The following is a 24885-nucleotide window of genomic DNA, read 5'->3' on the forward strand; positions in this document are numbered from 1 at the left end:
AATATAGAATATAATCAATTAAAATTACATATTGGCATTTATTGGTGCTGATATGAAATTCTATATCGATATAAATATTTGGAAAGACTGAAGTGCGTTGTGTAAGTTGTCTGGCAATTGCCATTGCCTTCTGGTTGACCGCCTGCGCCGGCGGTTCCGCCGTCGGTACCCCTCGAATGCCCGCTGCGGCGGGCGCGATTCCTCCCGCCGACCCCGTCGCGCTGGTCGAACGCGTGGCCACTCCCTCCTATGCAAACGACAGTGGCAACGCCACGGTGTTCAATGCCGTCAACGCTCTGCGTGAAAAAGTGGGCTCCGGGTTGCTGGCCCAGAACGCGAAACTCGACCAGGCGGCCTTGGCGCACCACCAGTACCTGAACACCAGCGACTTCTTGAACTTGCACGGCGAGACAGCGGGAAACCCGGGCTTCACCGGCGTCGACGCCACCGCCAGGGGCAAGGCCGCCGGATATGGGGCGGCCTATATCGAGGAGGTTGTACACGGCGTCAATGGCGCTGGCCGGTTCGCCGGCTGCGCGGCCAGCTGGGCCAACAGCATCTATCATGTCGGCCTGTTTTTCTCCGGTATGCGCGATGTCGGCATTGCCGCCCTGGCGACCAGGAACGATCCGGTCTTTGGAAAGTACACCGTGTGCGTCGTGAACTTTTCCAAGGGGGCCTCGCAGGTCGAGCAATTACCCGAGGATGGGACGATACGGGTGTACCCATATCCCGACCAAACCCGGGTGCCGACTGTTTTCTACAACCATACCGAGGAGCCATCCCCGCTTCCCGAGTATTTCGAGCTGGGCCCGCCGGTCACGCTGAACTTCAAAACGAAATCATTCCTGGCGACCGGGGCCAAACCGGCCATCGTCGTGGATCATTTGTCGATCGCCATGGCAAACGGGCAGCCGCTGGGCGCCAGAATCCTGGTCAGCCCTGTCGGCGGAATTTTCTCCACGAGGGGACCCGCGCTCCAGAACGACAACCAGATCGCCGCGTTCGCGCTGACGATCGTGCCGGTCGCGCGGATGAAACCGAACACCGTTTATACCGTTTCTTTCGCGGGCATCGTCAACGGCGGTGCGCTTTCAAAAACCTGGAAGTTCACCACTGGCGAGAGGTGACAAAGTTAATCGGCGGGATCGCCTGAGCGCGGGACCGGCATGGTGGGGACGAAGCGGGTCAGGTAGATCGTCACGCAGCATCCGGTGAATAGGATCAGGATGCGGACGTACAGCAGGTCGGTGTGCCAGATCGAGTAGCTCATCGAGCCCCACATGAAGATCAGTATCCAGACCTTGCCGCGCTTTGGGATGCCTTTGCCGTTCTCGTAATCGCGCAAGTATTTGCCGAACACGCGGTTGGTTTGCAGCCAGTTGTGCAGCCGCGTCGAGCCGCGCGCGAAGCAGGCCGAGGCCAGCAGCAGGAACGGCGTGGTCGGCAGCAGCGGCAGAAAAATGCCCAGCACGCCAAGCGCCACCGCCACGCATCCGATCAGATTCAATACTATTTTCATCGAGTTTCCGTTGCTTGCTGGGCTGCAAGCCTAACGAGAATCGTATCACCACTCGGGTGAAAAAGTGTATATTGAACCCGCCCGCATGATAGCGCTAACTTTGTGGAGACTTGGAATGAGAAAAATCATATTGGCCTGCATGGCCTTGGCCTGCTTGCTGCTGTCCGCCGCCGGGGCGCGCGCCGACGACCAGTACAAAATCCTGGTGCTGGCCATGCCCGGAAAATACCATTACGAATACATCCCGATCGCCCGCGAAAGCCTGGAAAAGCAGGCTAAGCTGCACGCGTTCGAGTTGGTTTATACGCACCGTCCGGAAGTGTTCGATGGCGACCTGAGCCAGTACGCGATGGTGATGTTCCTTAACACGCCGGGCGAGGAGCTCAGCGAGCCGCGCCGCAGGAAGTTCGAGGAGTACATGCGCAACGGCGGCAACGCCATGCTGGTGCACCGGGCGCTGATCATTCCGCCCAATACCTGGCCTTGGTTCGAGAAACTGATCGGGCGCCGTGTCGGCAACCATCCGATGCTGCAGACCGGCGTGGCCGAGGTGGTCGACAAGAAATTCCCTGCGACCTTCGGCCTGCCGGCGCGCTGGATCTGGAGCGACGAGTGGTACGTGTTCGACAATCCTTACAACGTCAAGATCAACCCGGTGCTCAACGTCGACGAAAGTACCTACGACCCGACCAAGATCTGGCCGGGGCAGGTGTCAAAAGGCATGGGCAAGGACCACCCGGTGGCGTGGTACCACCAAGTGGAAAAGGGCCGCGTGTTCGTCACCGCGCTGGGACACAGCGGCGAGATGTACAAGGACCCGCAATACCTGTCGCACTTGATGGGCGGCATTTACTGGACCGCCACCGGCAAGGGCATCCAGCAATAAGCGCTTAGGCGCGCTTGCGGGTTCGCCAGCCGATCAGCGCCAGGCCGGCCATCAGCATCGCATAGGTTTCCGGTTCCGGGACCGCAGCGGCGGGCGTGAGCGCGGTGATCGCGCTTTGGATACTGACATAGCCGCCCGTTGGCAGGAAATAATACAGCTCATAGGCGGCGTAGTTGAAGCTGGACAGCCTCAGCGATGTCGGCACGCCGCCATGGTCAAACGCCGTGCCGCTGAAGTCAAACAGGGAAATGGTGCCGTTGAAACTGCTGAAGTCCGGCGCCATCACCGTGGTGGACAGCGACAAAATGTCGCCGCCGGAGAACGTCGTAGCGTCGTTGGCGATTTGCAGCAGATTCGTCCCATAGATCACTTCTTGTGGCCGGGAGAACACCTCCGGCGCGGTGATGGTCGTTGCGTTGTTGGGATCGTTGTATAACAGGTAAGTGCCGCTGGCTTCAGGCGGCGGTTGATAGTTGACGTTCAGCCCCATGGCGGTATCGTAGCTGAACGAGCCGTGGATCTCCTGTCCCAACGCGACCGTCATCCCAGTCAATGTGCTCAGATCTTTGAGGGTGGAAGTGTAAGTGGGTGGCAACGTTTCATCGATCGCAGTGACCGTCGCCGTGAAGTTGTACGTAACAACGGCGGCATGCGCCGAACCCAGCATCGCGAACCCGGCGAGCAGACCAATTATTTTTTTCATTCAAACCCCTAGTTTTATTTAAAAAAGGGGCTTAGTAGAACACCAATGAAAAAATGTGTCAATTGGTTAATTAAATTATCTGTGTGGCAATGTTGATCCGGCGTTAATATCGGCTTAGTCCTGACGCACCCCCACCTGCGAACGGCCCAGCATGGGCATGCCGATGTCGCGCGCACCTTCAGTTTCTTGCCGGCGTCGGTCATGTGCATCTTCGGTTTCGTGGTACGTGTCCGACAACCCGCACGACGTCAAGATCAACCCGGTGGCGTGGTACCACCAGGTGGAAAAGGGCCGCGTGTTCGTCACCTCGCTCGGACACAACGGCGAGATGTACAAAGACCCGCAATACCTGTCGCACCTGATGGGCGGCATTTACTGGACCGCCACCGGCAGGGGCATCCAGCAGTAGCCGCTTACTTGGCGGCGTTGCGGGTGCCGACCACTTCGACGGTCACGCGGCGGTTCTTGGCGCGGCCTTCCGCCGTGGCGTTGTCGGCCAGCGGCTGGGTCTCGCCCTTGCCCTCGGTATAGACCCGCGTGGCGTCCATGCCCGTGCCGACCAGATAGGCCTTGACCGCCTCGGCGCGGCGCAGCGACAGTTTCTGGTTGTACTCGTTCGAGCCGACCGAGTCGGTATGGCCGACCGTCACCACCACCTCGGTGTTCATGCCTTTCAGCTTGAGCAGCAGATCGTCGAGCGCGGCCTTGCCGGCGGGCTTGACGGCCGACTTGTCGAAATCAAACAGCGTTTCGGCGGCGAACGAGACTTTTTCCGAGGTCGGCTGCGGCGCCTTCGGCGGCGGCGGTGGCGTCGGCTGCGCGACCGGCGGCGGCGCCGGTTCGGCCGCCGGCGGCGGCACGTACACGGGCGCGCTGTGCGCCGGGCGACCCAGCTTGTAGACCAGGCCGACCGACAACAGATCGACATCGCCGCGATTGCCGACGGCGTCGTTGACGCGGTAACGCTCGACCTCGCCGCGCAGCGCCAGCGCTTCGCTCAGTTTGTATTCCAGGCCCAGGCCGGCCTTGGCGTTGAGCTTGCGTTCGGACGGGTTCGGTCCGGTCACGGCATTCAAGCGGTTGCCGCTGAAATGGGTGCTGGCCTTGGCGTAGTTGGCGCCGACCCGGCCCAGCAACGACAGCCGCTCGCCCAGCGGCAGTTGCGCCAGCAGGTCCAGGTTGGCGCCACGGAAGCCCGCCTCGCCGTTGAACGCGCCGTTGCCGGAGGTGGTCGAGTTGAAGCTGAACTTGCCCAGGTCGAAGTAGCCCAGTTCCAGCGCCAGGTAGCGGTTCAGCTGCTTGCCGACGAACAGTTTGTAGCCGGTGTCGCGCTCGTCCGTGCTGAACGCGGTGACGCTGGCGCCGTTGGCCGACAGGCTGCGGGTCAGCCGGTCCTGGTCGATGCTGCCGCGCGAGCGGCCGATGCCCGCGCCGATGTACCAGGCGCTGTTGGCCCACTCCGGATTGATGAAGGTATCCTCGGCTTGCGCCACCTGGATGGAGAGCATGGCGCACGCGAGCGCGCCCAGTGTTCCGAATGTCTTGGCGATGGTCATGATGGTGTCCTTGAATGGTGGGCGTTTATTTGGCGATCTGGTTGTTGCGCAGCGTGACGGCGGCGCCGGTCAGAACGCGGCCATTGAGCAGCGTGGTGTTGTCGCCCACCGTGATCGCGGCCGACTGGCCCAGGATGGTGCCTTTGAAGACGCTGTTCGCGCCCAACGTGGTCGGACCGACCGGCAGCCAGTTGACATTGGCCGCGGTGGCGCCGTTGCCCAGCGCGACGATCGAGTTGGCGGTCGAGTTGAGCGTCAGCGCGGTGCGGAAGATGTACACGCCGGGGCCGTTCAAGGTCACGGTGCCGGTGATGCTGATGGCGCCGGCGTAGCAGTACACGCCGGGGGCGAGGGTCAGGCCGCCGAGGTCAATGTCGCCGGCGAAGCTGACGTCGCAGGTGCGGCCGTTGGCGTTGCTGATGGCCGTTTGCAGGTCGGCCAGGGCGCCGGCCAGGATGGCGCCGGATTTGTAGTTGGTGTAGCCGGCCGCCTGGGTCGGGTCGACGGTCTGCGACGGCGCGCCGACGTCACCGGTGATCAAGGTGGTGCCGCCGGCGTTGTTGGTCAGCGACGTGCCGGCCAGCACCGCGAAGTTGGCGGCGCCGCCCAGTGGCACGGCCAGTACGGCCGACGGTGGCAACACCGCGGTGACGGTCAGCGCGGCGCTGCCCGATTGCGCGCCGACGGTGGCGGTGACGTTGGTGGCGCCGGCGGCGACGCCGGTGGCGATGCCGCTGGCCGCCACGGTGCCGATCGAGGGGCTCGACGAGCTCCAGACGGCGGTGCCTGTGACGAACGCGGTGGTGTTATCCGAATACGTCGCGGTGGCGACGAACTGCTGCTGGCCGCCGATCAGGACGGTGGAGGTGGCCGGGGTGACGGCGATGCCGGTCAGCGTGACGGCGGGCACGGTGATCGTGGTGGTGGCGCTTTTGCCATTGCTGGTTGCCGTGATGACCGAGGTGCCCAGCGCGGCGCCGGTGACCAGGCCGGCGCTGTTGACGGTGGCGCTCGTTGGCGTTGCCGACACGAAGGTCGCCCCGGCGGTCAGGTTTTGCGTGGTCGCGTCCGAATAGGTGCCGATGACGGCCAGCTGGCGCGTGGCGGCGATCTGTACCATCGGCGCCTGCGGCGTGACGGCGATCGACAGCAGCACGGCGGGCGTGACGGTCAGCGTGGTCGAGGCGGTCTTGCCGCCGTAGGCGGCGCTGATGACGGCGCTGCCGGCGCTGGCGCCGGTGGCCAGGCCGGTCGCGGCGGGCACGGTGGCGACGGCCGGCGAGGCCGAGGTCCAGGTGGCGGCCACCGCTTGCGTGGTGCCGTCGCTAAAGGTGCCGTTGGCGGTGAACTGCTGGCTTGCGCCCAGCGCGATGCTTGGCGCGACCGGCGTGACGGCGATCGACAGCAGCGCGGGGGGGATGACGGTCAGCGTGGCCGAGGCGGTCTTGCCGCTGTACGCGGCGCTGATGACGGCGCTGCCGGCGCTGGCGCCGGTGGCCAGGCCGGTCGCGGCGGCGACCGTGGCGACGGCCGGGGTGGCCGAGGTCCAGGCGGCGACCACCGCTTGCGTGGTGCCGTCGCTGTAGGTCGCGGTGGCGGTGAACTGCTGGGTTGCGCCGGGCGCGACGCTTGGCGCCGTCGGCGTGACGGCCAGCGACACCAGGGTCGCCGCCGGCACGCCGAGGATGGGATCGCGGCCCTGGTCGCCGCCGCCGCAGCCCGCCAGCAGGGCGGTGGCGAGGAAGCCGATGGAACAGAACAGCGTCTTGGTATATCTCTGCAGGACATTCATGGTGTTTCCTTTGTGCTGAAACCGGTGGACTAACTAGCGGCCCGCGCCGTCCGCGCGGACCAATAGGCCACGATGTCATGCCCCCCTGGAGGGGTATGTGCGCTATCGCGCACATCACATTGATACTAGGAAACGTTGTGGAGATTTAACCTCAGACGCCGCGGGCGCCGGTTTAGTCCTGGCGCACCCACACCTGCGAGCGGCCCAGCATCGGCATGCCGATGTAGCCGCGCACGTTCAGTTTCTTGCCGGCGTCGGTCATGTGCATCTTGGCCTTATAGACCTTGCCGTTTTTCGGGTCGACGATCTCGCCACCGTTGAACTCGTCACCATCCTTCTTCAGGCCCGACAGGATGACCATGCCGACGATGGGTTGATCCTTGCGCGCGCCTTCGCACTTGTCGCATTTCGGGTTCTGGTCTTCGTTCGGTTCGCGGTACAGCTTTTCGATCTGGCCCTGGAACGCACCGTCGTTCTCGGTGATGCGGATCAGCGCCTTCGGCTTGCCGGTCTCGTCGTCGATGTTCTTCCAAAGGCCGACGGGCGTCTCGGCGGCGAAGGAGAAGGCGGGGGCGATGGACAGCAGCGCGGTGAGGGCGAATGCGGCGAATTTCATGGTGGTCTCCAAAGGGTTATTTTTTGTCAGACGAGTGTAGCAAATAAATGACCGGTCGTACTATTTTCTATCGAATTACACAAATTATCTAAAATAAGATAATATGTACAGATGAAAAGGACACCCGAACAGCAAAACCTGCTCGAGCAAATGAAGCAGGTGGCCGACGGCCTTGGCCAGACCCTGGCGCCGTTTTGCGAGGTCGTGCTGCACGACTTGCTCGATCCCGAGCACGCCATCCTCGCTATCCACAACAACCTGTCGGGCCGCGCCGTCGGCGCGCCGGCCACCGAGCTGGGACTGGCGCGGGCGGCAGATCCCGATTTCGCGCAGGTGATCGCCAACTACCCCAACACCTTCGCCGACGGCCGGCTGGCCAAGAGCACCTCGATCGGCATCAAGGACAGCGGCGGGCGCTACATCGCCGCGCTGTGCCTGAACGTCGACCTGACCGTGTTTCGCAGCTTGAACAGCCTGCTGACGCAGTTCGGCAGCGTCAACACCGCCGCCGGCGTCAGCGAGACGCTGGAGCCGGCCGGCGCCGACGCCATCCGCGCGCGCATCGACCAGTTCGCGGCGCGGCTGGCGACGACGCCGCGCGCGCTCAAGGCCGACGAGCGCAAGGCGCTGATGCGCGAACTGAAGGAATCGGGATTGGGCGATGTGCGGCGCGCGATGGAAATCGTCGCCGCCTATTTAAACGTCTCACGCGCCACGGTGTACAACGATGCCAGATAACTCAAGCCTTCTCTTGTTGGACCGCGACCAGGCCGGCGCGCTGCTGCGGCCGGACGACGTGCTGGAGGCCGTGCGCGACGCCTTCCTGCTGCACGCCAGCGGCGCCGGGAAGATCTTCCCGCTGGTGCGCGAGGCGCTGCCGGCCGGCGTATTCGGCATCAAATCGGGCGGCGTGCCGGAGCGCGAGCTACTCGGCATGAAGGCGGCCGGCTTCTGGCCAGGCAACCGCGCGCGTGGCGCCGACGGCCATCAGGCGACGATCATGCTGTTCGACCCGGCCACGGGGCGGCCGCAATGCGTCATCGACGGTAACGCCGTCACGACGACGCGCACGGCGGCGGCGGGCGCCGTGGGCTTGCTGGCGCTGGCGCGTCGCGACAGCGAGAGCTTGTGCGTGTTCGGCACCGGCGTGCAGGGCGCGGCGCACACCGATTACGCGCTGCGCGTCATGCCCGGCATACGGCGCGTACGCTACCTGACATCGGACGGCCGCCGCGATCCGCGATTCGAAGCGCTGTTCGCCGCGCGCTGCGACGTCGCACCCGGCGCCAGCGCCGATACCGCCGTCGCCGAAAGCGACATCGTCATCACCGCCACGCGTGGCGGCGGCCCGCTGTTTTCCCCGCACGCGGTCAAGCCGGGCACGCACCTGAACTGCGTCGGCAGCGACACGCGCGGCAAGCGCGAACTGCCGGAGGGCTTGCTGGCGCTGGGCAGCGTCTGGGCCGACGACTTGATCCAGGCGCGCGCCATCGGCGAGCTGCAATGGGCGGCCGGAACGCCGGCCGGTGAAATCGGCGCGCTGCTGGCAGCCGGAGCGCCGGCGCGCGACGGCATCGCGGCCGACGCCATCACCATTTTCGACATGACGGGCATCGCCCTGCAGGACCTTACAGTGGCGCGCATGCTGCACCGGCGCGCTTTGGAAAACGGCACCGGGACCAGCATCGCCTGGCCCTGGTAATCACAAAGGAACAAGATGAGCGAACTAAAGACGAGCGAACCACTGCCAACCTATGCCGACGTCGTCGCCGCGTCGCAGCGTATCGCCGGCCATGCGCACCGCACGCCGGTGCTGACCTCGCGCACGGCCGACGCCGAACTGGGCGCCAAGGTTTTCTTCAAGGCGGAGAATTTGCAGCGCATGGGCGCGTTCAAATTCCGCGGCAGCTACAACGCGCTGGCGAAGTTCGACGCCGGACAGCGCCGCGCCGGCGTGGTGGCTTTCTCGTCCGGTAACCACGCGCAGGGGATCGCGCTGTCGGCGCAGTTGCTCGGGATACCGGCGACCATCGTCATGCCACACGACGCGCCGCCGTCGAAGATCGCCGCCACGCGCGGCTACGGCGCGCAGGTGGTGCTGTACGACCGCTACACCGAGGACCGCGAGCAGATCGGCCGCGACCTGGCGGCCAAACATGGCCTGACCTTGATCCCGCCGTACGACCACGCCGACGTGATCGCGGGGCAGGGCACGGCCGCCAAGGAATTGTTCGAGGAAGTGGGGGAACTGGATTACCTGTTCGTCTGCCTGGGCGGCGGCGGCTTGCTGAGCGGTTCGGCGCTGGCGACGCGGGCCTTGTCGCCGAAGACAAAGCTGTATGGCGTGGAGCCGGAGGCTGGCAACGACGGGCAGCAATCGTTCCGCAGCGGCGCCATCGTACACATCGACACGCCGAAGACGATCGCCGATGGCGCGCAGACGCAGCATCTGGGCAAGCTGACGTTCCCGATCATCAAGCGCGATGTGGACGATATTTTGACGGTGGGCGACGAGCAGCTGCGCGCCGAGATGCGCTTCTTTGCGGCGCGCATGAAGATCGTGGTGGAGCCGACCGGCTGCCTGGGCCTGGCGGCAGCGCGGGCGATGAAGGAACAGCTACAGGGCAAGCGGGTGGGCGTGATCATCAGCGGCGGCAACGTCGATATCGAGCGCTACGCCGAGCTGCTGGCTCAATAAACGACGAGGCTAACTCCGGGGTCAGGTCCACCATTTCTACACGAGCGGAACCGTAAGGGGGGATAAACCCGTATTACGGTCCAGGACGTGTAGAATTGGTGGACCTGACCCCGGAGTTGCTTTTAGGCGGCTGGCAATTTGGCGAACTGCTCGCGCATCTTGTCCAGCGTGGCCGAGAAGTTGGCCACGCGTTCCTTCTCCTGCGCCACCACTTCGGCCGGCGCGCGGGCGACGAAGCTTTCGTTCGACAGCTTGCCGTTGGCCTTGTTGATCTCGCCCTCGACGCGCGCGATCTCCTTCGACAGCCGCTCACGCTCGGCCTTGACGTCGATCTCCACCTTCAGCATTAGCTTGGTCGTGCCGACGATCGACACCGCCGCCGGCGATTCCGGCAGCGCGTCGACGATCTGCACTTCCGACAGCTTGCCGAGCGATTGGATGTACGGCGCAAAGCCCTCCATCGCCGCCTTGTCGGCCGCATTGCCGGCCTCGACGATCAACGGCACCCGCAGCGACGGCGCCAATTGCATTTCGCCGCGCAGGTTGCGGGTGGCGTCGGTCAGCGTCTTGAGCTGCTGCATCCACGCCTCGGCCGCCTCGTCGATGTTGGCGGTGTTGGCGATCGGGTAGGGCTGCGTCATGATCGAATCACCGGTCTTGCCGGCCAGCGGCGCGACCGCCTGCCACAGCGCCTCGGTGACGAACGGGATCACCGGATGCGCCAGGCGCAGCACCACTTCCAGCACGCGCAGCAGCGTGTGGCGGGTGGCGCGCTGCTGGCCCTCGGTGCCGCTTTGCACCTGCACCTTGGCCACCTCCAGATACCAGTCGCAGTACTCGTCCCAGACGAACTTGTAGATCGTCGAGGCGATGTTGTCGAAGCGGTAGTCGGCGAAGCCCTTGGCCACGTCCAGTTCGGCCTTTTGCAGCAGCGAGATGATCCACTTGTCGGCGTTCGACAAATCGGCCGGACTGGCCGAGCAATCCTTCTCCTCCGTGTTCATCAGCACGAAGCGGGTGGCGTTCCACAGCTTGTTGCAGAAGTTGCGGTAGCCCTCGGCGCGGCCGAGGTCGAAGTTGATGTTGCGGCCCAGCGAGGCGTACGAGGCCATCGTGAAGCGCACCGCGTCCGTGCCGTAGGCGGCGATGCCTTCCGGGAATTCCTTGCGCGTGGCCTTGGCGATCTTTTCGGCCGCTTTCGGGTTCATCAGGCCGGTGGTGCGTTTCTCCACCAGCGCGTCGATGCCGATGCCGTCGATCAGGTCGATCGGGTCGAGCGTGTTGCCCTTGGACTTGGACATCTTCTGGCCCTGCGAGTCGCGCACCAGGCCGTGCACGTACACGGTCTCGAACGGCACCTTGCCCGTGAAGTGCAGGGTGAACATCACCATGCGCGCCACCCAGAAGAAGATGATGTCGAAGCCGGTCACCAGCACCGACGACGGCAGGAAGGCTTTCAGGTCCGGCGTCTCCTCCGGCCAGCCCAGGGTCGAGAACGGCACCAGCGCGGACGAGAACCACGTGTCGAGCACGTCGTTGTCGCGGCGCAGCGGCCCCGTGCTGCCGGCGGCCTGCTGCTTGACCAGCGCCTCGGCCTCGGTCTTGGCGACGAAGATGTTGCCGGCCTCGTCGTACCAGGCCGGGATCTGGTGGCCCCACCACAGCTGGCGCGAGATGCACCAGTCCTGGATGTTGTTGAGCCACTGGTTGTAGGTGGTGCTCCAGTTTTCCGGCACGAACTTGATGTCGCCGCTGGCGACCTTCTCCAGCGCGACCTCGGCGATCGATTTGCCCGGGAAGAAGGTGCCTTCCGGCGCCGGCTGGCTCATGGCGACGAACCACTGGTCGGTCAGCATCGGTTCGATGATGACGCCGGTGCGGTCGCCGCGCGGCACCATCAGCTTGTGCGGCTTGACTTGCTCGAGCAGGCCCTGCGCGTCGAGGTCGGCGACGATCTGCTTGCGTGCGACGAAGCGGTCCATGCCGCGATAGGCTTCCGGCGCCTCGTCGTTGATCTTCGCCTCCAAGGTCATGATCGACAGCATCGGCAGCTTGTGGCGCTGGCCGACCGCGTAGTCGTTCAAATCATGCGCCGGCGTGATCTTCACGCAGCCGGTGCCGAAGGCCTTGTCGACGTATTCGTCGGCGATGATCGGGATTTCGCGGCCCACCAGCGGCAGCACCAGCATCTTGCCGACCAGCGCCTGGTAGCGCTCGTCGGTCGGATCGACCGCCACGGCGACGTCGCCGAGCATGGTTTCGGGACGGGTGGTGGCCACCGTCAGCGAGCCGCTGCCGTCGGCCAGCGGGTATTTGATGTACCACATCGAGCCGTCTTCCTCCTCGGAGACGACCTCGAGGTCGGAGACGGCCGTGCCCAGCACCGGATCCCAGTTGACCAGCCGCTTGCCGCGGTAGATCAGGCCCTGCTCGTGCAGGCGCACGAAGACGTCGGTGACGACCTTCGAGCGCGTCTCGTCCATCGTGAAGTATTCGCGCTGCCAGTCCGGCGAGGCGCCCAGGCGGCGCATCTGGCCGGTGATGGTGGAGCCGGATTTCTCCTTCCACTCCCACACTTTCTTGACGAAGGCCTCGCGGCCCAGGTCGTGGCGCGAGATCTTCTGCGCGTCCAGTTGGCGCTCGACGACGATCTGCGTGGCGATGCCGGCGTGGTCGGTGCCGGGAATCCAGGCGGTGTTATGGCCCAGCATGCGGTGGTAGCGGGTCAGGCCGTCCATGATGGTCTGGTTGAAGGCATGGCCCATGTGCAGGGTGCCGGTCACGTTCGGCGGCGGCAGCTGGATGCTGAAAGAAGGTTTGCCGGCGTCGAGGGTGGCGGTGTAGTAACCGCGCTGTTCCCACTCGGTGCGCCAGAATTGTTCAATGTCGGCAGGCTCGAAAGACTTGGCTAATTCCATGATTTGGCTGATGTATTGTAGTAAACGCGTGTGCGAAAACAGCCATTATAGATGACGCGGAGGCCGCCGCCGCGGGCGTGTCAAAAAATCAAGCGTCGCCGGCCAGTTGCCAGGTGTTGCGCCCGGCGGCCTTGGCCTGGTACAGCGCCACGTCGGCGCGCTTGTACAGCTCCTCGTGGGTGCCGGGGTGGCCGTCCTGGCCGCCCTGGCCGTGGTGGACGGCGGCGCCGACGCTGGCGCTGATGCGCATCGTGGCCGCGCCGTGCGGCAGCGGTTGCGCCAGGTTGTCGAGGATGCGCTGGCACACCGGTTCGAGCGTCGCGCGCTCGGTGGTCTGGGCCAGCAGCACGGCGAATTCGTCGCCGCCCAGCCGGAACGGCCGGTCGGTCTCGCGCACGGCCGCCCGCAGGCGCGCGGCGGCGGCCACCAGCAGGGCGTCGCCGGCGTCGTGCCCCAGCGTGTCGTTGATCTGTTTGAAGTGGTCGAGGTCGATCAGCAGCAGCGTGAAGCCCGGGCCGCCGCGCGCCGCCTGCGCCACCAGGTGGCGCAGCTCGTCGTTGAACAGGCGCCGGTTCGCCAGGCCGGTCAGCGGGTCGCCGTAGGCCAGCTGCTCGAGCTGCGACTGGGTGGCGCGCAGTTCGACGGTGCGGGCGTCGACCATGGCCACCAGTTCGCGCTGGCGGTGCCGCAGCAGGGCCGTGCGCATGTGGACCAGCCCGGCCAGCAGCCCCAGCGCCAGCAGGCCGCCGGCGATGCGCGCGAGCGGGCGCTGGTGCCACGCCGGCGACACCCTGACCGGCACCTCGAGCGGCGCCGACCAGTCGCCGTTGCGGTTCGAGCCGCGCAGCTGCAGCACATAGTCGCCCGGCGGCAGGTTGGTGTAGCCGGCCCGGCGCGACGTGGCGTCGGCCTTGATCCAGTCGGGATCGAAGCCGGCCAGGCGGTAGGCGTAGCGGTTGCGCTCGGGCGCCGAGTAGTCGAGGGCGGCGAACTCGAGCGAGAAGCCGCGCCCGCGCCCCTCCGGCGTGACCTCGATCGGCGCCGCCTTGCCGCCGGCGCCGCCGTTGTAGCGGCCGGCGGGGATCTCGCGGTCGTTGACCAGCAGGCGCGTGGCCACCACCGGCGGCCGGTAGTGCCACTGGCTCAGGCGCTCCGGCCGCAGCACCGTCACGCCCGACAGGCCGCCGAACACCAGCTCGTCGGCCGCCGTGCGCACGCCCGCGGCGGTCCAGTAGGTGGGGATGTGGACGCCGTCGGCCGGGCCGAACGTGCGGATCGCGAAGCTGCGCGCGTCGATGCGCGCCAGGTTGGCGTCGGTGCTGGCCCAGATGGCGCCGCCGGCGTCCTCGAGCAGCATGTTGGCGCCGCTGTCCTCCAGCCCGTGGGCCGTGCCCAGCCGGCGGAAGCGGCGCCGGCCGTCGGCGTCGGTGCGCTCCAGGATGACGATGCCGGTGCCGAACTGAGACAGCCACAGGCGTCCCCGGCGGTCCAGCAGCATCGACGACACGTAGCCGGGCGGCATGCGGTCGGCCTCGGCCAGCACCGTCGGCACCAGCTCGACCCCGCCGCCGTAGGCGACCCGCGCCAGGCCGACGCGGGTGCCGACCCAGATGCCGCCGTCGGCCGGCAGCAGGTAGGTCACGCGCGCGTCGCCCAGGCTCTGCTGCTCGTGGCGCAGCACCGCCAGTTGCCCGCCGGGGCCGGACGACAACGCCCACAAGCCGTCCATGCCGCCCAGCCACAGCACGTCCCCGACCAGCGCCACGGCCCACACCGCCGCCTCGGGGCGGCGTTGCGGCACGGCCAGGCGGCGCACGTTGCCGCCGTCGGCGTCGGCGTGGTACAGGCCCTGCTCGGTGCCGATGTAGACGGTGCCGCCCGGTCCCTGGGCCATCGCCAGCACCCGCCCGGTCGGCAGCGCGCCCGGCGTGCCGGGCGGGGCCGGGGTCAAATGGGCGACCGCTCCCCGTTGCGGGTCGACGATGTCGATGCCGCCGCCCACCACGCCCAGCCACAGCCGCCCGTCCGGGTGGGCCAGTATGCTCGGCACGCTCAGTTTGCCGGCGCCGCCGGTCGAGCGTATCGTCGTCACCGCGCGCGGCAGCGGGTCGTGCTGGCTCAGCGCCCCCATGGCGCCGACGAAGATGATGCCGCTGCGCTCGCGGAACAACGCCAAGATATCGTTTTCGTACAGGCTGTCGGGGGTGTCGGGCTGGTGGCGGATGCGGCGCGTGGTGCCCAGCAGCGGATCGACCGCCACGATGCCGCCGTCGGCGCCGTCGGTGCCCAGCCAGACCTCGCCGAGCCCGGCCTCGACGATGGCGGTGACGCGCTCCTTCTCCAGGGTCGGCCTGGGCCCGCCCTCGCGCACCGCGCGCGCCTCGCCGCTGCCGGGCTCGATGACGAAGGCGCCGTGGCTGCGGGTGCCGATCCAGATCCGTCCCGAGCTGTCCTGCATCAGGGTGCTGATGTTGGCGCCGGTGTTGGCACCCTCGTCGCGCCCGGCCAGCGGCACGGCCGCCGGCGCCGCCGCGCCGCGCTCGAGTTTGAGCAAGCCTTCGCGCGTGCCGATCCACAAGCGGCCTCCGCTTTCGCGCAGCAGCGCGCCCACCGCGCCCGCCGGCAGCGCCCGCGTGTCGAGCGGGGCGGTGGTGGCGGCGCCGCGCGTGATCGCGCCCCGGGCGTCGATATGGTCGAGGCCGCCGCCGGTGCCCACCCACACGCCGCCGGCGCCGTCGTCGGCCAGCGCCGTGACCTGGGCGTTGCCCAGGCCGGACGGGCCGTGCGGGAAGCGGGTGAAGTTCTCGCGCTCGGCGTCGTAGCGCGCCAGCCCGCCCGAGCTGGTGCCGGCCCACAGGCGGCCGGCGCCGTCGATCAGCAGGCTGGTGATGTAATTGTCGGGCAGGGCGTCGTCGCGGATGGCGTCGGCGACGAACTTGCGGGGGCGGTTGCCGTCCCAGCGCACCAGCCCGGTCTGGGTGCCAATCCAGACGAAGCCGCTGCGGTCCTGGGCGAAGCACAGGCCGGCGCCGGTGTCGGAATAGGGCTGGTGCTTGAACGCGGTGTGGGTCAGCGCCGCCCAGCGGTCGGGCTCGGCGGCGACGGCGGCGCGCGGCGGCGCGAGCAGCCACAGCAGCAGGAGGGCCGACAGCGCCAAGAGCAAGGGCAACGACCGGCCCGCCGCAGGGGCGGTATGAGGCGGCGGCGGGGTGGCACGGTGGAAGTTGCATTCTGGCATAAATCGACTATACATCAGCCGAAGTCCGCCACGGCCGCCCCTGCCATACGGAAGAGGCGCGGCGTCGGATTTTCGCCACGCGCCGCCGGTTCCGTCGTTTGTGGTTGGTTCGCCTATCTGGCCGCTTTTGCCACGCTTTTACCTTTGCGCCTCTGTTATAATCAGCGCGCTGCCGCAAGGCGGCACACGCTAGGGGTCCTGCGTATCGTATTGCAATGCAATTCGATGCGCGGGTGAGAAATACCCTCCGAACCTGATCTGGATAATGCCAGCGAAGGGAAGCTTAGGACAACGCCGCCATCCCCTTGATTTCCGGGCGCGGCGCCGTCCAACCTCCTTTGCTGGCTCCTGTAGCCAACCAAGGAGCCAAATGAACGCCAATCCCAAATTCCTGTCCGCCACCGCCACTGTGGACGAGGCAGCGATCAAACCCTTACCGAATTCCCGCAAGATCTATGTCGAAGGCAGCCGGCCCGACATCCGCGTGCCGATGCGCGAAATCACGCAGGCCGACACGCCGGCGTCGTTCGGTTTCGAGGCCAATCCGCCGGTCTACGTCTACGACACCTCCGGCCCGTACACCGATCCGGACGCGGTGATCGACATCCGCTCCGGCCTGGCCGCCACCCCGCGCCTGCCGTGGATACTGGAGCGCGGCGACACCGAGGAGCTGGACGGCCCGACCTCCGACTACGGCAAGGCGCGCCTGGCCGATCCGGCGCTGGCCGAACTGCGCTTCAACCTGCACCGCAAGCCGCGCCGCGCGCGCCAAGGCGCCAACGTCACGCAGATGCACTACGCGCGCCGGGGCATCGTCACGCCGGAGATGGAGTTCGTGGCGATCCGCGAAAACCTGCGCCGCAAGGAGTACCTGGAAAACCTGAAGGGCTCCGGTCCGATGGGCCAGCGCCTGGCCGACCTGATGGGCCGCCAGCATCCGGGGCAATCGTTCGGCGCCAGCATCCCGGCCGAGATCACCCCGGAATTCGTGCGCGAGGAGATCGCGCGCGGGCGCGCCATCATCCCGGCCAACATCAACCACCCCGAGATCGAACCGATGATCATCGGCCGCAATTTCCTGGTCAAGATCAACGCCAATATCGGCAATTCGGCGGTCACCTCGTCGATCGGCGAGGAGGTCGAGAAGATGACGTGGGCGATCCGCTGGGGCGGCGACAACGTCATGGACCTCTCGACCGGCAAGCATATCCACGAAACGCGCGAATGGATCATCCGTAACAGCCCGGTCCCGATCGGCACCGTGCCGATCTACCAGGCGCTGGAAAAGGTCAACGGCAAGGCCGAGGACCTGACCTGGGAGATCTTCCGCGATACCCTGATCGAACAGGCCGAGCAGGGCGTCGACTACTTCACCATCCACGCCGGCGTGCTGCTGCGCTATGTGCCGATGACGGCCAAGCGCCTGACCGGCATCGTCTCGCGTGGCGGCTCGATCATGGCCAAGTGGTGCCTGGCGCACCACAAGGAGTCGTTCCTGTACACGCACTTCGAAGAGATCTGCGAAATCATGAAGGCCTACGACGTGTCGTTCTCCTTGGGCGACGGCCTGCGTCCCGGCTCGATCTACGACGCCAACGACGAGGCGCAACTGGGCGAGCTGAAAACCCTGGGCGAGCTGACGCAGATCGCCTGGAAGCACGACGTGCAGGTGATGATCGAGGGCCCGGGCCACGTGCCGATGCAGCTGATCAAGGAGAACATGGACCTGCAGCTGGAGCAGTGCCACGAGGCGCCGTTCTACACCTTGGGGCCCTTGACCACCGACATCGCGCCCGGCTACGACCACATCACCTCCGGCATCGGCGCCGCGCAGATCGGCTGGTACGGCACCGCGATGCTGTGCTACGTCACGCCCAAGGAGCATCTGGGCCTGCCGGACAAGAACGACGTCAAGGACGGCATCATCACGTACAAGATCGCCGCCCACGCCGCCGACCTGGCCAAGGGCCATCCGGGCGCGCAGATCCGCGACAACGCGCTGTCGAAGGCGCGCTTCGAATTCCGCTGGGACGACCAGTTCAACCTGGGCCTCGATCCGGACAAGGCGCGCGAGTTCCACGACGAGACGCTGCCCAAGGATTCGGCCAAGGTGGCGCATTTCTGTTCGATGTGCGGCCCGCATTTCTGCTCGATGAAGATCACCCAGGAGGTGCGCGAGTACGCGGCCGCCAACGGCATGAGCGACGGCGTGGCGATCGAGCAGGGCATGCAGGTCAAGGCGGTGGAGTTCATCAAGAACGGCGCCGAACTGTATCGCAAGCTGTGAGGCCGGCATGACGAACGCGGTTATTTCGATAGAACTGAACGGTGCGCCGCACCAGGTGCCGCCGCAACAGACGCTCGACCAGCTGGTCGACGCGCTGTCGCTGACCGGGCAGGCGCTGGCGCTGGCGGTCAACCGCTCGGTGGTGCCGCGCCAGCAGTGGCCGGCGCGCGTGCTGCAGCCGCACGACAAAGTGGACATCGTGCGCGCCATCGGCGGCGGCTAACTAGATAAGGAAAGAGATATGGGTAATCAAGACCAAAGCAATCAGGAATCCTTGACCATCGCGGGCAAGGAGTATAAATCGCGCCTGCTGGTCGGCAGCGGCAAATACAAGGACCTGCAACAGACCCGCGAGGCGACCGACGCCGCCGAGGCGGAGATCATCACCGTGGCCATCCGCCGCGTCAACATCGGCCAGGACCCGAAGGCGCCCAGCCTGCTGGACGTGCTGCCGCCGTCGCGCTACACCATCCTGCCGAACACCGCCGGCTGCTACAACGCCAAGGACGCGGTCTACACCCTGCAGATGGCGCGCGAGCTGCTGAACGGCCACAAGCTGGTCAAGCTGGAAGTGCTGGGCGACGAGAAGACGCTGTTCCCGCACATGCCGGAGACCTTGATCGCGGCCGAGGCCCTGGTCAAGGACGGCTTCGACGTGATGGTCTACTGCAGCGACGATCCGATCCAGGCCAAAATCCTGGAGGACATCGGCTGCGTGGCGGTGATGCCGCTGGCGTCGCTGATCGGTTCCGGCATGGGCATCCTCAATCCGTGGAACCTGTCGCTGATCATCGACCAGGCCAAGGTGCCGGTGCTGGTCGACGCCGGCGTCGGCACCGCGTCCGACGCCGCCATCGCGATGGAGCTGGGCTGCGACGGTGTGCTGATGAACACCGCCATCGCCGGCGCCCGGGACCCGGTGCGCATGGCGCGCGCCATGAAGCTGGGCGTGCGGGCCGGCCGCGAGGCGTACCTGGCCGGGCGCATCGCGCGCAAGTTCGCCGCCTCGCCGTCGTCGCCGATGGCGGGCCGGCTCGCATGAGCGCGGCCGCGCCCGGTACGGCCGCGCGGCCTTGCGTGCTGGTGTTCGCCGGGATGGATCCCTCCGGCGGCGCCGGCATCATCGCCGACGCGCAGGCGGTGGCGGGGCAGGGCGCGCATGCGCTGTGCGTCGTCACCGCGCTGACGGTGCAGGACAACGACCGGGCCTACGAGGTGCGGCCGGTCGAACCGGACTTGCTGCTGCGCCAGGCGCGCGCGCTGACGCGCAAGATCGCGGTCGCCGCCGTCAAGATCGGCATTCCCGGCAGCGCCGCCAACGCGCTGGCGATCGCGCAGGCGATCCGGGCGCTGCGCGAGCTGCAACCGGAACTGCCGGTGGTGCTCGACCCGGTGCTGGCCAGCGGTCATGGCGACACGCTGTCGCGCGGCGACGCGGTGGCGGCGCTGGCGCCGTTGCTGCCGCTGGTGACGGTGCTGACGCCGAACGGTCCGGAGGCGCTGGCGCTGAGTGGGCACGCCGCGCCCAGCGCGCAGGCGCGCGCCCTGCGGGCGCTTGGCTGCCGCCACGTGCTGATCACCGGCGGCCATGGCGATGGCGATGAAATAGTGAATCGCTGGTTCGGTCCCGGCGCCGAGCCCGGGGAAGACCCGCCAGCCACGCAGCAATGGCGCTGGCGGCGCCTGGACGGCGGCTTTCACGGCAGCGGTTGCACGCTCGCCTCGGCCATCGCCGGCCAACTGGCGCTCGGCATGCCGACCGGCTGCGCGCTCGACCAGGCGCAGTACTACTGCGATGCCGCGCTGCGCGACGCCTACACCGTCGCTCCCGGCCAGCGCATTCCGCTGCGCTAGCACCACCCATAATCAGGAGAACACACCATGCAAGGACTTTATCTGGTCACGCCCAACTGGGACGACACCGCGCGGCTGCTGGACGCGAGCGAAGAGGCGCTCGACGCCGGGGCCGCGGCGAAAAAGGACGACGGCGGCGGCAAAGGGGTTGGCAACCTCGTCGCGCTGCTGCAGTACCGCCACAAGGAAGCCGGCCCCGATCTGCGCCTGGAGCAGGCGGGCGCGCTGCTGGCGTTGTGCCGGCGCTACGGCGTGCCCTTTATCGTCAACGACTTCGTCGACCTGTGCCTGCACACCGGCGCCGACGGCGTGCATCTCGGTGGCACCGACGCCGACGTCGCGCAGGTGCGCGGCCAACTCGGCGCCGACAAGATCATCGGCGCCTCGTGCTACGGCGACATGCCGCGCGCGCTGGCGGCGCAGCGGGCCGGCGCCAGCTATGTGGCCTTCGGCGGCTTCTACCCGTCCCGTGTTAAACAATACGCGGTCACCACGCGGCCGGAGATCCTCGACCAGGCGCGCGAAACGATCGGCATTCCGACGGTCGTCATCGGCGGCATGACGCCGGAGAACGCAGCGCCGCTGGTTGCGCGCGGCGCCGGCATGGTCGCGGCCATCAGCAGCGTCTATCAAGCTGCAAGCGTGCGCGGCGCGGTCGGCGAATTCGCGTCAATGTTTGTCATACACAACAACCGCAAATCATTCCAGCGGTAGGGTCTTTCCGCTTTATAATTGGGCCGTTAGCAATAGCCCAAGGTTGCCGTCACATGCCAGTTTCTCCTAGCCCCAAGCGTCTGATCCTTATCGTCGACGACGACCAACTGCTGCTCGACTTTCTCGGGGAAGTACTCGGCAACGCCGGCTACGACATCCTGAAAGCCTCGTCGGCCGAACAGGCCCTGAACGTGATCGCCCAGCGCGAACCGGACCTGGCGCTGCTCGACATCCACATGCCCGGCATGACCGGGCTGGAACTGGCCAAGCAGCTGCACGCCACCAGTTCGGTGCCGTTCATGTTCCTGTCCGGACGCGGCGACGCCGACGCCGGCAAGCAGGCCGCCTCGTACGGCGCGGTCGGCTTCCTGGTCAAACCGGTCGACGAAAAGCACCTGATGCCCGCGTTCGCCGCCGGCCTGGCGCGCGCCGACGAGATCCGCCAGTTGCGCCGCACCGAGCTCAATCTGAACGCCGCGCTGGCCGCCGGCCGCGAGACCAGCCTGGCCGTCGGCCTGCTGATGTGCAAATTCCAGACCGACCGCAACACGGCGTTCGAGGTGTTGCGCGACCACGCCCGCTCCAACCGCCGCAAGGTCAACGAGGTGGCCGACCAACTGCTGGCCGCCGAGGAAACGCTGAACGGCCTGCACGCCGCGTTCAACCAGCGCCTGAAAAAATAAGCACCGGAATCCGGAACAACACCGGGATGGTTAAAAACCCCCGGTGGAACCGTGGCGCCGCCACCGCGCGGCATTCGCGCCACACGGTAGGAATTTTCTGTCTTTTTTGTTCCTCTGTGGAACTGTTGTTGTACAATATCAACTAGAAACACAGCATCCCACCGCCGCAGGGCCTCATCTTCGCCTGCCGCCGCTCCGGCCGCCCTTTCCCCGCGGCCGTCTCAATTGCTCGGCCCAACTCCGCCGAAACTGCTACCCCGCCAGCTGTAACGCTATCGCTGCGGGCCGTGCATCGACTTTCAGCTTGCGGAGAACACCATGACCAACGATTTTTCCAACGACACCCTCCGTCCGTTCGGCGACCAGGAAGGCGGCGGCGCGATCGGCTTTTCCATCTACGCGGCCGCGCCGCGCGTGCTGCACATCGACAGCGACGCCGACGCGGCGCTGGTGCTGGCCACCTTGCTGGTGCCCGAAACCCAGGTCACCCACGTGGCGACGATGGCCGCCGCCCAGGACCTGCTGCGCCGCGAGCAGTTCGCGCTGGTGGTGATCGATCCCGACCTCCAGGACGGCGACGGCGGCGCGCTGCTGCATGGTTTGCACCAGCACCAGCAGGACGCCCGCGTGCTGTTGTACTCGGCCCGCCATCCGGAGCGGCACATGGCCGGCAGCAGCTTCCTGCCCAAGCCGTGGACCTCGCCGCGCCAGCTGTGGCGCACCGTGTCGGACCTGCTGGCCATCGGCCCGGCGATGCCGGTCGATCCGCAATAAGTCCCATCGGGTTCCACAGGACGCCAATATCCCTGTTTGGTCCCCGGCTTGTTATGATGACGGATCACCGGAACGGCTTGCCGTTCCGGTCCCCCATACAACAGCCAGAGGACGAACAATGAAAACCAAAGCCGCCATTGCATGGCAAGCGGGCCAGCCGCTGACGATCGAGGAAGTGGAGCTGGGCGGACCGCGCGAGGGCGAAGTGCTGGTCGAGATCAAGGCCACCGGCATCTGCCATACCGATTACTACACCCTCTCCGGCGCCGACCCGGAAGGCATCTTCCCCGCCATCCTGGGCCATGAGGGCGCCGGCGTGGTGGTCGATGTCGGCCCCGGCGTCAAATCGCTGAAGAAGGACGACCACGTCATTCCGCTGTACACGCCGGAATGCCGCCAGTGCAAATTCTGCCTGTCGCAAAAGACCAACCTGTGCCAGTCGATCCGCTCGACCCAGGGACGCGGCCTGATGCCCGACGCCACCAGCCGCTTCTCCATCGACGGCAAGCCGATTTACCACTACATGGGCACCTCGACCTTCTCCAACTACATCGTGGTGCCGGAGATCGCGCTGGCCAAGATCCGCGAGGACGCGCCGTTCGATAAGGTTTGCTACATCGGTTGCGGCGTGACCACCGGCGTCGGCGCGGTGTTGTTCACCGCCAAGGTGGAGGCGGGCGCCAATGTCGTCGTGTTCGGCCTGGGCGGCATCGGCCTGAACGTGATCCAGGCGGCGAAAATGGTCGGCGCCGACAAGATCATCGGCGTCGACATCAATCCGGCCCGCCAGGAAATGGCGCGCAAGTTCGGCATGACCCATTTCGTCAATCCGACCGAGGTGGAGAACGTGGTCGACACCATCGTCCAGATCACCGACGGCGGCGCCGATTACAGCTTCGAGTGCATCGGCAACACCACCACGATGCGCCAGTCGCTCGAGTGCTGCCACAAGGGCTGGGGCCAGTCGATCATCATCGGCGTGGCGGCGGCGGGGCAGGAGATCTCCACCCGTCCGTTCCAGCTGGTGACGGGCCGCGTGTGGAAGGGTTCGGCCTTCGGCGGCGCCCGCGGCCGCACCGACGTGCCGAAGATCGTCGACTGGTACATGGAAGGCAAGCTCAATATCGACGACCTGATCACCCATCGCTTGCCGCTCGAGCGCATCAACGAAGGCTTCGACCTGATGAAGAGTGGCGAATCGATCCGTTCCGTCGTGATCTACTAGGCTCGATCGCCGCCGCGGAAGGATGTAGAAAAAAAGTTCTAGACATGGCGTTCTAGATAATTTATTCTACATCCATCAACCGGGAGTGCGGCATGAACAAGTTACGCATACATATGAATTCGCGGCGGGCGGGCGCCCATGGCTAGCGCCCTGTCCGCCCTGGTGCCGGCCATCGGCTGGGCACTGCTGCACTTCGTCTGGCAAGGGCTGCTGATCGGCTGGGGCGTGTCGCTGGCGCTGCTGGCGCTGCGCAAGGCGCGTCCGCAGACCCGCTACGCGGTCGCCTGCGGCGGCTTGCTGCTGTGCGCTGCGCTGCCGCTGGCCAGCGTCATCATGCATGTCAACGCCGCCGCTGCGGGCGCTCTTTCCGGCGCCGGCCTTGGCGCCGCCTTGCTGATTCCCGTCCTGTCGGCCGGCGCCGACGCCGCGCAAACGGGCGCCGCCAAGCTGGTCGACGACGGCGCGCTGGCCGGCTGGGAAGCCGCGCTGCGGGCGCAATTGCCGTGGGTCGTCGGCTTGTGGCTGGCCGGCGCCGCGCTGATGTCGCTGCGGCTGGCCATCGGCCTCAAGTGGGTTGCCGAGCGCACCCGCAGCGACCATTACACCGTCAACCATTACTGGCAGCGCCGCCTGTCCGAGATGGCGCGCCGTTTCGAGATTCCGCAACACGTGCGGCTCGGCGTCGCCGACCTGCTCGACAGTCCGATCACCGCCGGCTGCTGGCGCCCCATCGTGCTGGTGCCGGCCTCGCTGGTCACCGGCATGGCGCCCAATCTGCTCGAGGCGCTGCTGGCGCACGAGCTGGCGCACATCAAGCGCCGGGACTATCTGGTCAACCTCATTCAAAGCGCGGTGGAAATCGTGCTGTTCTATCACCCTAGTGTTTGGGCCTTGTCGCGCCGTATCCGTGTAGAGCGAGAACAAATCGCCGATGACCTTGCAGTCGCCATGCTCGGTCAACCGCAGATGCTGGCAAAGGCCTTGTCCGAGCTGGATCAATTCCAGTTCGATACCACACAACTAGCCCACGCGGCTCACGGAGGAAATCTCATGTCTCGTATTAAACGCCTGCTGCGTCCCGATGTTGAACCGGTCAGCTGGAAGATGGCTGTGCCGTTGATCGGCCTGTTCGCGGCCAGCGCCGTGTTTTATGTGCAGGCCGCGCCGCAGGCGCCGGCGGCGATGCCGGCCGCCGGCGTGGTTGCAGCGGCTGCACCGGTGGCCGACGCCGCGCCCGCCGCCGAAATGGTCGAACTTTCAGCGTCGCCGGAATTGCCGGAGCCGGCTTTGCCGCCGGAACCGCCCGAGGCTCCCGACGCGGCCGACGCGGCCGACGCAGTCGAGGCGGCCCCGGCGGCGCCAGCAGCCCCCGCAGCCCCAGCAGCGCCCGCAGCCCCCGCAGCCCCCGCAGCCCCCGCC

The 24885-nt window shown here is 66.5% G+C and carries 22 protein-coding genes and 1 riboswitch; of the genes, 15 read left to right on the forward strand and 7 right to left on the reverse strand.

All coding sequences use genetic code 11. The features are described 5' to 3' along the window. Positions 1–176 precede the first annotated feature (176 nt). Positions 177–1130, forward strand: a complete 954-nt coding sequence (locus MRBLMU1_RS16960) for a CAP domain-containing protein (protein ID WP_363503426.1) — start codon at positions 177–179, stop codon at positions 1128–1130. A 5-nt stretch (positions 1131–1135) separates the two neighbouring features. Here the strand turns inward: MRBLMU1_RS16960 and MRBLMU1_RS16965 are convergent, their stop codons facing one another. Beyond that, positions 1136–1522: a YbaN family protein gene (locus MRBLMU1_RS16965; protein ID WP_363503428.1), complete on the reverse strand. Its 387-nt coding sequence runs from the start codon at positions 1520–1522 to the stop codon at positions 1136–1138. A 115-nt stretch (positions 1523–1637) separates the two neighbouring features. Between MRBLMU1_RS16965 and MRBLMU1_RS16970 the strand changes: the two genes are divergently transcribed. After that, positions 1638–2408, forward strand: coding sequence for a ThuA domain-containing protein (locus tag MRBLMU1_RS16970; protein WP_363503430.1), 771 nt, complete (start codon positions 1638–1640; stop codon positions 2406–2408). Between the two features lie 4 nt (positions 2409–2412). Here MRBLMU1_RS16970 and MRBLMU1_RS16975 read toward each other — a convergent pair whose 3' ends face one another. Beyond that, a complete protein-coding gene (locus tag MRBLMU1_RS16975; RefSeq protein WP_363503432.1) occupies positions 2413–3111 on the reverse strand; it encodes a PEP-CTERM sorting domain-containing protein in 699 nt (232 codons plus the stop codon). A 226-nt stretch (positions 3112–3337) separates the two neighbouring features. Between MRBLMU1_RS16975 and MRBLMU1_RS16980 the strand changes: the two genes are divergently transcribed. Then, positions 3338–3520, forward strand: coding sequence for a ThuA domain-containing protein (locus MRBLMU1_RS16980; RefSeq protein ID WP_363503434.1), 183 nt, complete (start codon positions 3338–3340; stop codon positions 3518–3520). A 4-nt stretch (positions 3521–3524) separates the two neighbouring features. Here the strand turns inward: MRBLMU1_RS16980 and MRBLMU1_RS16985 are convergent, their stop codons facing one another. The 3 genes from MRBLMU1_RS16985 to MRBLMU1_RS16995 all read right to left on the reverse strand — a co-directional run bounded on the left by MRBLMU1_RS16985 (position 3525) and on the right by MRBLMU1_RS16995 (position 7075). Beyond that, on the reverse strand, positions 3525–4667 hold the full coding sequence (locus MRBLMU1_RS16985; RefSeq protein WP_363503436.1) for an OmpA family protein: 1143 nt from the start codon (positions 4665–4667) through the stop codon (positions 3525–3527). A gap of 25 nt (positions 4668–4692) precedes the next feature. Continuing rightward, complete coding sequence (locus tag MRBLMU1_RS16990) at positions 4693–6459, reverse strand: Ig-like domain-containing protein (protein WP_363503438.1); 1767 nt, start codon at positions 6457–6459, stop codon at positions 4693–4695. Positions 6460–6631: 172 nt separating this feature from the next. After that, on the reverse strand, positions 6632–7075 hold the full coding sequence (locus MRBLMU1_RS16995; RefSeq protein WP_363503440.1) for a DUF2147 domain-containing protein: 444 nt from the start codon (positions 7073–7075) through the stop codon (positions 6632–6634). Between the two features lie 111 nt (positions 7076–7186). Between MRBLMU1_RS16995 and MRBLMU1_RS17000 the strand changes: the two genes are divergently transcribed. From MRBLMU1_RS17000 to MRBLMU1_RS17010, 3 genes are read left to right on the forward strand one after another with little or no spacing between them, the layout of a single operon-like run. Then, on the forward strand, positions 7187–7813 hold the full coding sequence (locus MRBLMU1_RS17000) for a helix-turn-helix transcriptional regulator (RefSeq protein WP_363503442.1): 627 nt from the start codon (positions 7187–7189) through the stop codon (positions 7811–7813). Beyond that, a complete protein-coding gene (locus tag MRBLMU1_RS17005) occupies positions 7803–8777 on the forward strand; it encodes an ornithine cyclodeaminase family protein (RefSeq protein ID WP_363503444.1) in 975 nt (324 codons plus the stop codon). The genes MRBLMU1_RS17000 and MRBLMU1_RS17005 overlap by 11 nt, the downstream gene beginning before the upstream one ends. Before the next feature lie 15 nt (positions 8778–8792). After that, a complete protein-coding gene (locus MRBLMU1_RS17010) occupies positions 8793–9773 on the forward strand; it encodes a threo-3-hydroxy-L-aspartate ammonia-lyase (RefSeq protein WP_363503446.1) in 981 nt (326 codons plus the stop codon). Between the two features lie 122 nt (positions 9774–9895). Here the strand turns inward: MRBLMU1_RS17010 and MRBLMU1_RS17015 are convergent, their stop codons facing one another. Together MRBLMU1_RS17015 and MRBLMU1_RS17020 are read right to left on the reverse strand one after the other, a co-directional pair. Then, positions 9896–12691: a valine--tRNA ligase gene (locus tag MRBLMU1_RS17015; RefSeq protein ID WP_363503448.1), complete on the reverse strand. Its 2796-nt coding sequence runs from the start codon at positions 12689–12691 to the stop codon at positions 9896–9898. Positions 12692–12779: 88 nt separating this feature from the next. Then, a complete protein-coding gene (locus MRBLMU1_RS17020) occupies positions 12780–15860 on the reverse strand; it encodes a diguanylate cyclase domain-containing protein (RefSeq protein WP_363503450.1) in 3081 nt (1026 codons plus the stop codon). Between the two features lie 250 nt (positions 15861–16110). Next, a riboswitch (TPP riboswitch) is annotated at positions 16111–16226 on the forward strand. Between the two features lie 73 nt (positions 16227–16299). Between MRBLMU1_RS17020 and thiC the strand changes: the two genes are divergently transcribed. The 9 genes from thiC to MRBLMU1_RS17065 form a co-directional block, all read left to right on the forward strand. Further along, on the forward strand, positions 16300–18216 hold the full coding sequence (thiC, locus tag MRBLMU1_RS17025; RefSeq protein ID WP_363503452.1) for a phosphomethylpyrimidine synthase ThiC: 1917 nt from the start codon (positions 16300–16302) through the stop codon (positions 18214–18216). Positions 18217–18223: 7 nt separating this feature from the next. Next, positions 18224–18439 carry a sulfur carrier protein ThiS gene (thiS, locus tag MRBLMU1_RS17030; RefSeq protein ID WP_363503454.1) on the forward strand — a complete coding sequence of 72 codons (216 nt, stop codon included), beginning with the start codon at positions 18224–18226 and terminating at the stop codon, positions 18437–18439. A gap of 18 nt (positions 18440–18457) precedes the next feature. Next, the gene (locus tag MRBLMU1_RS17035; protein WP_363503456.1) at positions 18458–19258 is read left to right on the forward strand and encodes a thiazole synthase; all 801 of its coding nucleotides are present in this window, start codon (positions 18458–18460) and stop codon (positions 19256–19258) included. Continuing rightward, positions 19255–20070, forward strand: a complete 816-nt coding sequence (thiD, locus tag MRBLMU1_RS17040; RefSeq protein WP_363503458.1) for a bifunctional hydroxymethylpyrimidine kinase/phosphomethylpyrimidine kinase — start codon at positions 19255–19257, stop codon at positions 20068–20070. The genes MRBLMU1_RS17035 and thiD overlap by 4 nt, the downstream gene beginning before the upstream one ends. A gap of 27 nt (positions 20071–20097) precedes the next feature. Beyond that, the gene (gene thiE, locus MRBLMU1_RS17045; RefSeq protein WP_363503460.1) at positions 20098–20784 is read left to right on the forward strand and encodes a thiamine phosphate synthase; all 687 of its coding nucleotides are present in this window, start codon (positions 20098–20100) and stop codon (positions 20782–20784) included. Between the two features lie 53 nt (positions 20785–20837). Then, the gene (locus tag MRBLMU1_RS17050) at positions 20838–21467 is read left to right on the forward strand and encodes an ANTAR domain-containing response regulator (protein ID WP_209725082.1); all 630 of its coding nucleotides are present in this window, start codon (positions 20838–20840) and stop codon (positions 21465–21467) included. 318 nt (positions 21468–21785) lie between these two features. Next, on the forward strand, positions 21786–22241 hold the full coding sequence (locus MRBLMU1_RS17055; RefSeq protein WP_363503462.1) for a response regulator: 456 nt from the start codon (positions 21786–21788) through the stop codon (positions 22239–22241). Between the two features lie 118 nt (positions 22242–22359). Further along, positions 22360–23466, forward strand: a complete 1107-nt coding sequence (locus tag MRBLMU1_RS17060; protein WP_363503464.1) for an S-(hydroxymethyl)glutathione dehydrogenase/class III alcohol dehydrogenase — start codon at positions 22360–22362, stop codon at positions 23464–23466. A gap of 138 nt (positions 23467–23604) precedes the next feature. Then, positions 23605–24885: M56 family metallopeptidase (locus tag MRBLMU1_RS17065; RefSeq protein WP_363503466.1), on the forward strand; the 1281-nt coding region annotated here is incomplete at its 3' end.

Source organism: Burkholderia sp. LMU1-1-1.1, from assembly GCF_040675865.1.
GTDB lineage: Bacteria > Pseudomonadota > Gammaproteobacteria > Burkholderiales > Burkholderiaceae_D > Rugamonas.

What these genes read in the sequence shown, in the direction of transcription:
- thiS (WP_363503454.1), top strand. Translation starts at nt 18,224, where the DNA reads ATGACGAACGCGGTTATTTCGATAGAACTGAACGGTGCGCCGCACCAG.
- MRBLMU1_RS16965 (WP_363503428.1), bottom strand. Translation starts at nt 1,522, where the DNA reads ATGAAAATAGTATTGAATCTGATCGGATGCGTGGCGGTGGCGCTTGGC.
- thiC (WP_363503452.1), top strand. Translation starts at nt 16,300, where the DNA reads ATGAACGCCAATCCCAAATTCCTGTCCGCCACCGCCACTGTGGACGAG.
- MRBLMU1_RS16960 (WP_363503426.1), top strand. Translation starts at nt 177, where the DNA reads ATGCCCGCTGCGGCGGGCGCGATTCCTCCCGCCGACCCCGTCGCGCTG.
- MRBLMU1_RS16970 (WP_363503430.1), top strand. Translation starts at nt 1,638, where the DNA reads ATGAGAAAAATCATATTGGCCTGCATGGCCTTGGCCTGCTTGCTGCTG.
- thiE (WP_363503460.1), top strand. Translation starts at nt 20,098, where the DNA reads ATGCAAGGACTTTATCTGGTCACGCCCAACTGGGACGACACCGCGCGG.
- MRBLMU1_RS17015 (WP_363503448.1), bottom strand. Translation starts at nt 12,691, where the DNA reads ATGGAATTAGCCAAGTCTTTCGAGCCTGCCGACATTGAACAATTCTGG.
- MRBLMU1_RS17000 (WP_363503442.1), top strand. Translation starts at nt 7,187, where the DNA reads ATGAAAAGGACACCCGAACAGCAAAACCTGCTCGAGCAAATGAAGCAG.
- MRBLMU1_RS16985 (WP_363503436.1), bottom strand. Translation starts at nt 4,667, where the DNA reads ATGACCATCGCCAAGACATTCGGAACACTGGGCGCGCTCGCGTGCGCC.
- MRBLMU1_RS16995 (WP_363503440.1), bottom strand. Translation starts at nt 7,075, where the DNA reads ATGAAATTCGCCGCATTCGCCCTCACCGCGCTGCTGTCCATCGCCCCC.
- MRBLMU1_RS16975 (WP_363503432.1), bottom strand. Translation starts at nt 3,111, where the DNA reads ATGAAAAAAATAATTGGTCTGCTCGCCGGGTTCGCGATGCTGGGTTCG.
- MRBLMU1_RS17050 (WP_209725082.1), top strand. Translation starts at nt 20,838, where the DNA reads ATGCCAGTTTCTCCTAGCCCCAAGCGTCTGATCCTTATCGTCGACGAC.
- MRBLMU1_RS17055 (WP_363503462.1), top strand. Translation starts at nt 21,786, where the DNA reads ATGACCAACGATTTTTCCAACGACACCCTCCGTCCGTTCGGCGACCAG.
- thiD (WP_363503458.1), top strand. Translation starts at nt 19,255, where the DNA reads ATGAGCGCGGCCGCGCCCGGTACGGCCGCGCGGCCTTGCGTGCTGGTG.
- MRBLMU1_RS17005 (WP_363503444.1), top strand. Translation starts at nt 7,803, where the DNA reads ATGCCAGATAACTCAAGCCTTCTCTTGTTGGACCGCGACCAGGCCGGC.
- MRBLMU1_RS17035 (WP_363503456.1), top strand. Translation starts at nt 18,458, where the DNA reads ATGGGTAATCAAGACCAAAGCAATCAGGAATCCTTGACCATCGCGGGC.
- MRBLMU1_RS16990 (WP_363503438.1), bottom strand. Translation starts at nt 6,459, where the DNA reads ATGAATGTCCTGCAGAGATATACCAAGACGCTGTTCTGTTCCATCGGC.
- MRBLMU1_RS17060 (WP_363503464.1), top strand. Translation starts at nt 22,360, where the DNA reads ATGAAAACCAAAGCCGCCATTGCATGGCAAGCGGGCCAGCCGCTGACG.
- MRBLMU1_RS17010 (WP_363503446.1), top strand. Translation starts at nt 8,793, where the DNA reads ATGAGCGAACTAAAGACGAGCGAACCACTGCCAACCTATGCCGACGTC.